Source organism: Collinsella sp. AM18-10 (assembly GCF_003471585.1).
Lineage (GTDB): Bacteria > Actinomycetota > Coriobacteriia > Coriobacteriales > Coriobacteriaceae > Collinsella.
Genome location: NZ_QRJO01000016.1, coordinates 39,507 through 50,804, shown reverse-complemented (window position 1 = coordinate 50,804; position 11,298 = coordinate 39,507). Strand labels below are relative to the sequence as shown.

General features: G+C 59.2%; 13 protein-coding genes and 1 pseudogene. 1 reads left to right on the top strand and 13 read right to left on the bottom strand.

The window, feature by feature from the left end; translation table 11 throughout:
* Positions 1-220: 220 nt before the first annotated feature.
* The 4 genes from DW211_RS08700 to DW211_RS08685 form a co-directional block, all read right to left on the bottom strand.
* Positions 221-1,612 (bottom strand): PTS ascorbate transporter subunit IIC, encoded by a 1,392-nt coding sequence (locus DW211_RS08700; RefSeq protein WP_117635569.1) that lies wholly within the window; start codon positions 1,610-1,612, stop codon positions 221-223.
* A gap of 71 nt (positions 1,613-1,683) precedes the next feature.
* Entirely contained in the window at positions 1,684-1,959 is a 276-nt protein-coding gene (locus DW211_RS08695; protein WP_022094539.1) for a PTS sugar transporter subunit IIB, read from the bottom strand.
* A 75-nt stretch (positions 1,960-2,034) separates the two neighbouring features.
* Positions 2,035-2,481 (bottom strand): PTS sugar transporter subunit IIA, encoded by a 447-nt coding sequence (locus DW211_RS08690; protein ID WP_117564351.1) that lies wholly within the window; start codon positions 2,479-2,481, stop codon positions 2,035-2,037.
* A gap of 9 nt (positions 2,482-2,490) precedes the next feature.
* A complete protein-coding gene (locus tag DW211_RS08685) occupies positions 2,491-3,201 on the bottom strand; it encodes a transaldolase (RefSeq protein WP_117564350.1) in 711 nt (236 codons plus the stop codon).
* A gap of 349 nt (positions 3,202-3,550) precedes the next feature.
* Here DW211_RS08685 and DW211_RS08680 point away from each other — a divergent pair, with 349 nt between their 5' ends.
* Positions 3,551-4,339 carry a DeoR/GlpR family DNA-binding transcription regulator gene (locus DW211_RS08680; protein ID WP_158568518.1) on the top strand — a complete coding sequence of 263 codons (789 nt, stop codon included), beginning with the start codon at positions 3,551-3,553 and terminating at the stop codon, positions 4,337-4,339.
* A gap of 48 nt (positions 4,340-4,387) precedes the next feature.
* Here the strand turns inward: DW211_RS08680 and DW211_RS08675 are convergent.
* From DW211_RS08675 to DW211_RS08635, 9 genes and pseudogenes are all read right to left on the bottom strand, one after another.
* A pseudogene (locus tag DW211_RS08675) lies at positions 4,388-4,639 on the bottom strand (HAD family hydrolase); the annotation flags it as partial.
* A 191-nt stretch (positions 4,640-4,830) separates the two neighbouring features.
* A complete protein-coding gene (locus DW211_RS08670) occupies positions 4,831-5,910 on the bottom strand; it encodes an alpha/beta hydrolase (RefSeq protein ID WP_117635571.1) in 1,080 nt (359 codons plus the stop codon).
* 2 nt (positions 5,911-5,912) lie between these two features.
* The gene (locus DW211_RS08665) at positions 5,913-6,857 is read right to left on the bottom strand and encodes an aldo/keto reductase (protein ID WP_117635572.1); all 945 of its coding nucleotides are present in this window, start codon (positions 6,855-6,857) and stop codon (positions 5,913-5,915) included.
* 97 nt (positions 6,858-6,954) lie between these two features.
* Entirely contained in the window at positions 6,955-7,791 is an 837-nt protein-coding gene (locus tag DW211_RS08660; protein WP_117635573.1) for a PTS system mannose/fructose/sorbose family transporter subunit IID, read from the bottom strand.
* Positions 7,788-8,600 (bottom strand): PTS sugar transporter subunit IIC, encoded by an 813-nt coding sequence (locus DW211_RS08655; protein ID WP_118260316.1) that lies wholly within the window; start codon positions 8,598-8,600, stop codon positions 7,788-7,790. The genes DW211_RS08660 and DW211_RS08655 overlap by 4 nt, the downstream gene beginning before the upstream one ends.
* A 46-nt stretch (positions 8,601-8,646) precedes the next feature.
* Positions 8,647-9,150: a PTS sugar transporter subunit IIB gene (locus tag DW211_RS08650; protein ID WP_055251944.1), complete on the bottom strand. Its 504-nt coding sequence runs from the start codon at positions 9,148-9,150 to the stop codon at positions 8,647-8,649.
* Between the two features lie 29 nt (positions 9,151-9,179).
* Positions 9,180-9,608 (bottom strand): PTS sugar transporter subunit IIA, encoded by a 429-nt coding sequence (locus DW211_RS08645; protein WP_055251942.1) that lies wholly within the window; start codon positions 9,606-9,608, stop codon positions 9,180-9,182.
* A gap of 10 nt (positions 9,609-9,618) precedes the next feature.
* Positions 9,619-10,473, bottom strand: coding sequence for a class II fructose-bisphosphate aldolase (locus DW211_RS08640; protein WP_118260314.1), 855 nt, complete (start codon positions 10,471-10,473; stop codon positions 9,619-9,621).
* 114 nt (positions 10,474-10,587) lie between these two features.
* Positions 10,588-11,181, bottom strand: coding sequence for an MFS transporter (locus tag DW211_RS08635; protein ID WP_118260313.1), 594 nt, complete (start codon positions 11,179-11,181; stop codon positions 10,588-10,590).
* Positions 11,182-11,298 lie beyond the last annotated feature (117 nt).

Genomic DNA, 11,298 nt, shown 5'->3' with positions numbered 1-11,298 from the left:
GTGGGGACACATGTATGTCAATCCTGGTCTAACAGAGCCAAACGTTTTTGCTGATCATCGCGGTTGATTCCGTTCGCGGCGCAGAGACAGCGCTTCACCGGTGCGTTTTCACAACCAGTCCAAAACAAAAAGCGGTGACGCCTCATTTGAGACGCCACCGCTTCCGTGTAGGAGCCGGTTATCGGAGCTCCGCCCGATTAGGGCTTAACGTATGCCTGGATTACTCTTCCTCAACGTGATTGATCACAGCACCCTTGGTGTGGATGAAGTTGGGGACGAAGGCGACGATCAGAAGGACAGCGAGAATCGCGTAGACACCGGTGGTACCGAAGGCCTCGGCAGCGCGGCCAAGCGTAATACCAATGACGGAGAAATCGAAGTCGCCGAACGTAGTGTTCTTGAAGCCAAAGACGTCAAGAACGGGCAGGAGCAGGGCCGGGGCAAAGGTGATGAGCAGGCCGTTGACGAAAGCGCCAAGAGCTGCGCCCTTGCGACCGCCGGTAGCATTGCCGTAGATGCCCGCGGTAGCACCGCAGAAGAAGTGAGGAACCATGCCCGGGATGATGAAGATGCCCAGGGTAGCGCCCACGATGAACATACCGACCACGCCACCGATGAAGGATGCGACAAAGCCGAGGATGACGGCGGTGGGAGCATAGGGGAAGAAGACGGCGCAGTCGACGGCGGGGATGGCACCGGGGATCAGCTTGTTGGAGATGCCCTGGAAAGCCGGGACCAGGTCGGCAAGGATCATACGAACGCCGTTATAGACGATGGTGACACCAACGGCAAAGGACAGGGCACAGGTCAGGGCATAGACAATCACGTTGTCGCCGCCAGCGGTCTTGGTAACGACCGCAGGATCTGCGATGTAAGCGGCGAAAGCGGTAACCAGGTAGAAGAAGGCCATGGTAAGAGCCGTGGAGATGGTAGTGTCGCGCAGGAAGGCGAACTTCTCGGGAACCTCGATCTTCTCGGTGCTGTTCTCCTCGGCGTCCTTAGCAAAAAGCGTACCGACTGCAGCGGAGATGTAATAGGCGAGTGAACCGAAGTGGCCCATGGCGATTTCATCGCCATCGGTAACCTTCTCGGTGAAACGCTGACCAACGGCGGGAAGCATAGCGCTCACGAGGCCCAGGAACATGCCGCCCACGATGACAAGCTGGACATCCTGGAAGCCAGATGCCTGCAGAACGGCAGACAGCAGGCAGGCCATAAACATGCTGTGATGGCCCGTCAGGAAGATGTACTTAAACTTGGTAAAGCGGGCAATGATAATGTTCACGACATAGCCGAGAATCAGGATCATCATGGTCTGAACGCCGAGGACGCTCTGAGCCATCGAAACGACGACCTCGTTGTTGGGCACGACGCCGGTGATGTGGAAACCGGTCTCGATGAAGGTGCCCAGCGGAGCAAGGTTCTCCTGAACAACAGCGGCGCCGGCGGACAGCATGATGTAACCAAGAATGGGCTTCAGGGTGCCCGTCATCACCTTGTGGGCAGGACGCTTAAGCGCGACAAGGCCCACAAAGGCAAATAGACCCATAATCCACGCTGGCTTGGTCAGAATCGATTGGATAAACTCAAGTATGGGAAGGATGGCTTGCATCTGCGCTTCCTTTCTCTCTAACGTGGGCGCGTTTCCCTCTTCCACAGGGAACCGCCCTTTTTTGTGCCGCTTTAGGCGTTAGCGGCGGCCGCCTTGATTGCCTCGAGGGCGTCTTCGCGGATCTTCTTCTTGTTCACATAGCTGCGAACGATCACAACGTTGCCGTGGAGCTCGGGGGCGAGTTCTTTAACGGTGATGAACAGATCCGGATTTGCGGAAGAAGCACCGTTCAGGTCCATAGACTCAACGTCGGCCTTGATGCCCTCCTCCTCGCAAAGCTCCTCGACTTTGCCAGCGAGCATCAGGCTGGACCCGATGCCGTTTCCGCATACGGTGATGATATGCATGGCAACCTTCCTCTCCTACACGTGACGGTTTTCCGTCTATCCAAAAGCGGCGACGCATCGCCGTGCCATTAAGGCCTAAAAGAATGAACGCATGGTCTCCAAAACCTGCTCGGGCGTATCGCATGCGCTGAGCTTGGCAACGCAGTCCTCGTCCTCGAACATCTGCGAAAGCTCCGCCAAGCAGCCAAGATGAGCCTTGGGGTCGGGTGCGCAAATACCCACGAGCACGTGAACCGGATCGAAATCCTCGTGTCCAAACGCAATGGCAGGGTCAAGCGTGACGATACAGATCCCCGCTTCACTCACATTGCCATCTGCCTGAGCGTGGGGCATGGCGATGCCCTCTTCCAAGACCATATAAGGGCCGAATTTGTGAACCGATGAAATCATGGCGTCAACATAGCTCTGGTCGCATTTGCCAGCGTCTACGAGCAACTTACCGCATGCCTTGATCGCTTCCTCCCAGTCGGAGGCCTCGACGTGGCAGGCAACAAGCTCGGGCTTAAGAAGATCGGTCAGCATGCTCGTCCCCTACTCCTCGGGCAGGATATGAAAACCAAGCGCCTGAATGTCGCGGGCAAAGCCCTTGACCGTATCAAGCGAGTACTCAAGCAAATCTTTCCCGAAATTCTTGCGCTTGGCAAGAAGGGCATTGGGGACCGTAATGATCTGACAGCCAACGGACTCCGCCTGGAAGATATTGAGGACCTCGCGCGTAGACGCCCAGAGAACCTCGGCAGCAGGCTTAACGGCAGCCTTCTTTACGGACTCCGCCATGAGGGGCAGCGGATCGACGCCGGTATCGGCAATGCGACCGGCAAAGATGGACAGAATAGAGGGGGTCTCAGCAGAGACGGCATCGACAAACTCGTCGACCTGCTCGGGCGTGAAGATAGTGGTGACATTCACCTTGATGCCGTCGGCAGAAAGGCGCTTGACCAGCGCGGCAGTGGACTCACCCTTGGTGTTGAGCGCCGGGATCTTAACGTAGACGTTGTCTGCCCAGGTTGCGATCTCGCGAGCCTCGGCTTCCATACCCGCCTCGTCGTCGGCGAATACCTCAAAAGAGACCGACACATCAGTAATGTGCTCAAGAACCGTCTTGGCAAAAGCGCGGTAGTCGGTCACGCCGCCGGCCTTCATAAGGGAAGGATTGGTCGTGAAGCCCTGAACGTTGCCATTGTCATGCATGTCAAGCATACCCTCGAGGTTAGCGCCGTCGGCAAACACCTTGATCGCCATGTTCGGTCCTTTCTCATCTAACACTATTGCTATCGAAAGCCTTCTTCTTTGTTTCAAAAGCTTTTCGGTTTTCTTTTATAAACCATTTCAAAAGCTATCGAAAGCTCAATTGTCAGCTTTCCGTGAACGGTCGAATATCGGGCGTGAACGTACTTCTTTTGGGCGGCACCTTCAGAATGAGACTCTTTATAGCCCGTTTACGTGCGAACTATCTGCTACGCATGCATTTATGACATGCCATTCCGTTCTTTTGATTCATTCGAATTTGCCTTGTTCTTTTCATATCGATACGTTATATTTCGATTACGAAAGGCGCATCTTTTTACCTTTTGTTCAAAAGGAGCGGCATATGGCATCTACTTCAGACCTTTCACCGGCCGAGCGTCAGCGATTTATCATGAATTGGCTGGCCGAAAAGCCAAATATCTCGGTATCCGACATCGTTCGCCGTTTTTCGGTTTCGGAAGTCACCGCACGACACGACCTCATCTCGTTGGAATCCGAAGGCAAGCTGCGTCGCGTACGCGGCGGAGCGGTATCGCTTTCTCGCTCCAACGCAATCTCGTATCCCGAGGAGCGCATCAATGTCCAAGTCGAGGCCAAGGAGGCCATCGCCGCAACCGCAGCAACTCTTGTTGATGATGGCGATGTTCTGGTAATTGATATCGGCACCACAGGCTTTTACTTCGCTAAGGCCCTCATGGACAAGCGTGAGATCACCATTATCACCGGCGATCTTGCAATCGCGAACTACGCCAGCTTCAATCTCCCCAATGCTTCGGTAGTGCTGCTGGGCGGCTCCGTGCGCAAGGGCCACCTCTATCTCGCGGGCGCACTAACGCTCGACTGCATGAGCAAACTACATGCCGACAAGGCGTTTGTCAGTGCCGACGGATTCCACCCCGACCACGGTTTTACCGTCGAGCACGACTTCTCGGCCATGATCAAGCATATGTACCTTACCAACTCAAACCAGGGCTACATGATGGTTGACCAGGGAAAGTTCAACAAAACCAGTTTTTATCAGTCCGCGCAGATCGATGACCTCGACGGCATCATCGTTGATGGAGACGACGAGGGCATCATGACGGCGGCGATCGAGAGCAGTCGCAGTCATCCCAAGCTCTATATTGCATAATAGCTCAAATGGCCGGGTCGCCCCCACTGCGGGCGACCCGGCCATTTATTAAATCAACCCAAAATGCTGCATCGCTGTGACGGTACCGTCGTGTGCGACATCGTCGGTCACGTAGTCGGCGAGCGCCTTGACTTCGGGCATGGCGTTGCCCATGGCGACAGCCGTCTCGACAGCGGCGAGCATACCCAGATCGTTGCCGAAATCGCCAAAGCCAAAGGTGCGCGCGTTGCCGGTGCGACCTAGATACGCCAGCGCCCGCGCCAGGCCCACGCCCTTGTCGATGCCCTTGGGGCTCAACTCGCGATTTGTTTGCTGGGCTCACTTGGAAGAGCGGCGGTAAACGCATCTCCCGGTTAATCCGGCACCGCCGAAGCGAACCCCACACACGCCCTCCGGCAAGCGGCACGCGCCCGTCAACGCAAAGGTCCGGCGGGACGCACCTAGCATCCCGCCGGACCGCCACTCGTCCAGGAGGCCGCCGCGACGAGCCCCTAGATCTTCGCAAGCTCCTCGGAGATGACGCGGCAGACGTCCTCAGCCTGAGGCATCACGCCGTACATCTCGAAGAAGCCGTGGTCGCAGCCGCGATAGCGAATCGCGGTGACGTCAACGCCCGCATCCTGCAGCCTCTTCGCGAATAGCTCGTCCTGATAGCGCAGGTAGTCATACTCGGAAGAGATGATGACCGTGCGGGGGAACGCGCTCACGTCCTCCGCGAACAGGGCAGACACCCTCGGGTCGAGCATCTCCTCCGCATTGCCGTTGGTATACATCACTGGCAGGTCGTCGTTGGCGTTGCGGATGCGATCCACCCTGCTCAGAGCCTCGGCCCTCTGGTCGTTCACGATCTCATAGAGGTCATAGGACCATTCCTCCGGAACAGGGCCGCCGTCGACGAGCGGATACAGCTCGGCCACGAGCTTGATCCTGTCCGCATGGGACCCGTCGAGGACGACGGCGTTGGTCAGGCTTCCGCCCGCGGAGTCGCCAGCCACGGCGACCCGCGTCGCGTCGACACCCAGCTCATCCGCATGCTCGACAAGCCAGTCGAGCGTCTTCACGCAGTCCTCGACACCACCGGGGAACATCGTCTCGGGAGACAAGCGGTACTCCGGGTAGATCGCGACGCAGCCCGTTCGCTCCGCGATGTCGCGCAGGCAGTTCTCGTACTGGCCAATGTTGCCCACCATGAAGCCGCCGCCGTGGATGAACACGAGCGCGGCGGAGCCGCACCCGTGGCCCTCGGGCGTGAAGACGTGCAGGGGAATGCCCCTGTCGCCAAAGTTCATGACGACGGTCTTCTTGGCGACGTTCGAGCCCCTCACGACATGGGTCTCCTTGTTGGGAGCGGAGCGCCACGCGATCACGTCCACCGGCCCCGCCGGCGCCGGGCCGGCGGCGAGCTTCGCATGGGCGCGCGCGTAGACGCGCGGATCGAGCACGCGCTCGCGCTCGTCTCCCGGCACGGGCTTCAGCAGGAGCTTCAGCCCGTTGGGCTCCACGACCTCCCTAGATCCACGCTCAAGCACTTCAAGCTCGGAAGTGGGGTACTTCCTCTCCTCGGTGCCCATGGCTAGCCGATCTTCAGCTCGTCAAGCTTGGCGTCAAGCTTGGCCATCTCATCGGCGGAAAGCTCCCACTCGAACGTCTCGCAGTTCTGAATCGCGTGGGCGTCCGTGCGCACGCCAACGAGCGCGGTGCCCACGTACTCCTTCTGGGTGCTCCAGTTCACGGCGACCTGTGCCACGGGCTTGTCATGAGCCTCGGCGATCTCGTCCATGACCTTGAGCAGCTCCTGGACGCGCGAGAACTTGGGCTCCTGGAAGTAGTCGTAGAAGCCGCCACGAACATCGCCCTCCTCGAACTTCGGCAGCTCGCGGAACTTGCCCGACAGGATGCCCGCGCCAAGGGAGCCATAGGTGAAGGAGTCGATGCCACGCTCGTAGCCCCACTTGATAAGGTCCTCGGAGGAGCGGTCGACCATGGAGTAGGGCGGCTGCTGGACGTCGACCTGAGCGACCTTCTCGCACTCCTCGATCATCTCGGTCGTGAAGTTGGAGACGCCGATGTGGCGAATCTTGCCTTGCTCCTTGAGGAGCTGGAGGGCGCACATCGTCTCGGAGAACGGGGTCTTGGCGTCGGGCCAGTGCACGAAGTAGAAGTCGATGTAGTCGGTGCGGAGATTGCGCAGCGAGCTCTCGACCTCCCTCATGATGTTCTTGAACGAAGAGTCGCGGTCATAGCCGGCGGCGCTGGTGATCAGGCCAACCTTGGTCGAGAGCAGGTAGCTCTCTCGGTCGACGCCCCTGAGCGCGTTGCCGACGACCTTCTCGGACGCGCCGTTGCCATAGCACGGCGCGGTGTCAATGAGGTTGACGCCGTGATCGAGCATGGTGCGGATGGCGGACATGCTGGCGGCGTCATCGTTCTCACCAAAGGAGTCGCCGCCGATCGCCCAGGTGCCCACGGCGAGCTGGGAGACGTCAACGTCGGAGTTCTTGAGGTGCGTGTAGCGCATATTCTCTCCTTCTAATGGGGCGGCACGCGTCGAATGTCCTCGATCGCGTGCCGCCAGGAATTGCCTTGAACAGGCTTCGGATGATCCGGAAACCGCCTTACACGATGCCCACGAGGCCGAGGACGAGCGCCAGAACCATGATGCCGACCAGGATGATGTTGACGTTCACGTTCTTCTTGCGCAGGAGCCAGAGGACGACGAGCGTAAGTCCCAGAGGCACGATGCCCTTGAAGATCGAGTCGAGGTAGGTCTGGATCATGACGGGGTCGGAGTCCTGAACCGGAATGGACAGGATCGTGTTGAATTGGACGTTCGCCGCGGTCATGGCGCCGATCATCACCAGGCCGATCGTGGAGGTCGCCTTGGTGATGAGCTTCATGAGACCACCCTCGTACATCTCGGAGATGAAGTTGGTGCCCATGCTGAAGCCGAGGTAGGTCATGAAGTATCGGCAGAGGATCGACGGGATGTTGTAGATCAGCAGGAACATGATCGCGCCGAGGGGCGAGCCGCTCATGGCGAGGTTAATGCCGATGCCGGCGGCGATAACACGCAGGACGCCCCAGAAGATTGCGTCGCCGATGCCGGACATCGGGCCCATCAGGGAGACCTTGATACCGTCGATGGACTCGGTGTCGAAGTCTTCGTGCTGCGAGTTCTCCCTCTCCATGGAGGCGACGAGGCCCATGGCGAACGTGCCGACGTTCTGGGTAATGTTGTACCAAGTCGTGTGACGCTTCATGGCGTCGGCACGAGCCTCGGGGTCATCGGCGTAGTAGCGGTTAAGCGCGGGCTGGACGGAGTACAGCCAGCCGTCGGCGCCAGCCTTGACGGAACCGCCGGCGCAGGAAGCGAACACGGAGAAGGAGCGCAGGAAAATGCTGTTGAGCATCTTCTTGTCTTCAGGGCTCACATTCTTGGTCAGGTTGCTCATGCGAAGAAATCCTCCTCGTCGCTGGTTACAGAGTCGCCGGAAACGGCCTGGGTGGCCACTCCCTTCTTGGTGAGATCGAAGATCTCCTTGTCGCGGAGGGCGGAGGCAACCGCGATGATGACACCGAGAACTGCGATGGCGATCATCGGGAGGCCGAGGTACTGGTAGAGCGTAAAGCCCAAGAAGAAGTAGATGCTGAGCTCGGTGCTCCACAGCATCTGGAGCAGGAGCGCCATACCAACGGCGGGCAGGAGGGCACCCACGGCGTTGAGGCCGCTCATGACATTGGCCGGAATCTGGTTGACAATGGCGGCAACGGGCTCGGCGCCAAGGTAAACGCCGAGGAAGGCGATGAGGCCAAAGGCGGCGTACTTAACGAACCAGAGAACGAAGTGCTGAAGCGCGAGGCCCTTCTCGTTGCCCTCGGCGGCCATCTTGTCAAAGGTGGCTGCGAAGAACGCGAGGAACACGTTGTTCATGAAGATCGAGAGAAATGCGGTGACGACGCCCACGGGAACGGCCAGTGTGATGGCGGCACCCTGGTCGATACCAGCGCCAACGGTGAAGGCGACGGCGAGGGCGGTCGCGGTAACGGGCTCGGCGGAGATGGCGCCACCGATGTTAACCGCGCCCATGAAGATTGCCTCGAGAGAGGCACCGATGATGACACCGGTCTTGACGTCGCCCATCAGAAGGCCCGCAACGAGGCCGACCACGAGAGGACGCTCGATCATACACTGACCGAGAACCCAGTTGCCGCCGTAGCAAATCAGCACGGTCAACCAGGCCATTACTGCTAACCCAATCATTTGACTTCCTTTCTCTCATTTCATTTGACCGCCTGGCCAAATCCCCTTATTTCTCCGCCGCCTCGATCAGACTCTTGAGAGGAGTCTTGGGATTGGACGGGATAAGCTGATGGAAAACCGGAATACCCTGCTCGCAAAGCTCCTTCGCGGCCTCGAGCTCATCCGGGTTGAGCATGATCGTGGAGTTGAGGGCGACCTTGCTATCCGGATCGGACTTGTCGAAGCGGCCGACATTGGCAACGTTCACGCCCTCGATCTTGCCCGGTGCGCCTTTAACGAGCTCAAGCACGTCACGCACGCAGTTGGTGAGCGCGAAGATGCGCATGGAGTCCGCACGCGGATCGTTCGCGATGCGGCAAGCATCCGGAACATCCTTGACGAGGAGCTTCTGGCCCGCCGGCGTACCCATGGAAAGCGTCATGCGAAGGGCATCGCTCTCCACGGCGTGCTTGTTGGCGACGATGATCCTGGTGGTGTTGAGCTCCTTGGTCCACACCAGGGCGACCTGCCCGTGAATCAGACGGTCATCGACTCGAACCTGAACAATCATTGTTTCCTCTCCTTACTTATTAGTGCTCTCTAATCGAAGAAGTCTCCGTCGGACCCCTCGTTGTCCGCGGCCTTGCTCGGAGGCTCGACGACCTGCATCGTCGCCCTCGCCAGCTCGACGCTCTGCTTGATCGAATCTGCCGTGACCGGCTCAGCGCCGAGGAGCGCCTCGATCACGAGGCCGAGGTTCATACCGGTAACATGGACGATCCCGCGCTTCTCCGGCTCCATGAGGACGACCTTCTGGAAGACGGAGCCACCGTAGATGTCGGTGAAGATGATGGCCTCGTCCTCAGGGCCCACCGAGTCAATAAACGCCTGGATGCGAGGGGTGAAATCGGAGTCGTCCACGTAGCAGTCAACTGCTTCCACCATGTCCGCCATACCGGTCAGGATCTCGATCGAGCTCCTGATTCCGCTTGCGAGGTGACCGTGCGACGCGACAAGAACTTTCTTCATCGAGTCTCTCCTAGAGCGAATAGTGGTTGGGGTTCAGAAGCTGGATCTTGCTTGCGACGAACGCGCGCATGTCGGGGGCGGCGCCCATCAGGAGGCCAACGCCGTTGCCGTCGTTCTTGCCGGAGCTGATGTCCTTCTCGAAGGCGCGGTACATGGAGCGGAAGTACTCCGTGGCGATGTTGAACTTGCTCATGCCGAGGTTCACGGCCTCCTGGAGCTGCTCGTCGGGGATGTCGGAGCATCCGTGCATGACGAGGGGGACGCTGACGGCCTCCCTGCAGGCCTTGATGCGCTCCATGTCGAGGTTCGGGACCTTGACGTAGGGGCCGTGGGCGTTGCCGACGGCGATGGCGAGCGAACCACAGCCGGTGCCCTCGACGAACTCCTCGGCGAGGTTCGGGTCGGTATAGTGGTCGCTGTTCACGAAGTCGTTGGCGTCGGAGCCGTTGCCGACGTGGCCGAGCTCGGCCTCGATGTCAACGTCGAAGATCTTGGCGACCTGGACGACGTCCTTCGTGAGCTGGAAGTTCTCCTCATAGGGAAGCGAGGAGCCGTCGACCATGACGGAGGGGAAACCGGCCTTGACGCCCTTGACGGCGATCTCGTAACCAGCGGAGTGATCCTGGTGGACGGCGACGGGCACGCTCGCGCGCTCGGCGTAATAGCGGGCGGCGAAGGCGATGATGTCGAGGGCACAGTGGTCCTCGAAGCCGGGCCAGTACTGGATGATGATAGGCATGTGCTCATCCTCGGCGGCCTGGATCGCATAACGGATGGTCTCCGTGTTGATGACGTTGATCGCGGGCACGCCATAGTGGTGCTCGGTCGCATGTTGAAGAAGCTCGTTGACCTTGATGAGAGACATCTTTGTCTTCCTTTCACTTGGATAACCATTGGATTGGACAGTTCTCAGCTCGTCAGCTGGTTGAACACGAAGAGAAGCGCGAAGCAGGCAGGCGCTTGCAAAACGCGGTGGAACCTATGCGGCCGACTGGCCCTCAGGCTGTGGCGCTGCGCTTCGACGCCACAGTACGTACGCCACAAAAGCAACGACCGCAGCAATCGTTGAAGCGAGGGCGAAGGCCAGAAAACCCGCGTGCGTGCCGAGCGCGTCGCACGCCCAACCGCCAAACAGGTTCGCAACCACGACGGACAGACCGCTCTGAACCATCGCGAAGGCGCTCTGACCTCGAGCGCGACAATCCTCGTAAGTGTGGTTGGCAATGTAGGTAACGCAGGAGTAGTAGACGGTCATGTAACTCACGCTCTGCAGCAGCTGGCCGCAGATCATGACCGGGACGATGCCGGTGCCCACGAGCACGAGCCTGAGCGCCGCCATGAAGCAGGAAAAGATCAGGAGGTTCATCTCGCCGAAGCGCCTGACCAGCTTGGAGGAAACGAGCAGGATGGGGATCTCGCTCGCAGCGGAGACCCCACTCAGGACGCCCACGAGGTTCTGACCCTCGCCAAGCTCGACCGCGTAGCGGCCCAAGAACGCCCCGATGAAGCCAATCGCGGCCGAACTGATGAAGGCGAAGACCAAGACGAAGGCGATCTCATTGCTGGTAAACAGACACTATGACCCAATCCAGGGGCACGGAAACGACAGGAGCCCCCGCTCGTGACCGCGGGTCGGGGCTGCGACAATGTTGTTGAAGTGCCAGAGGCGCAGCCGCGCCGCAACGAGGTT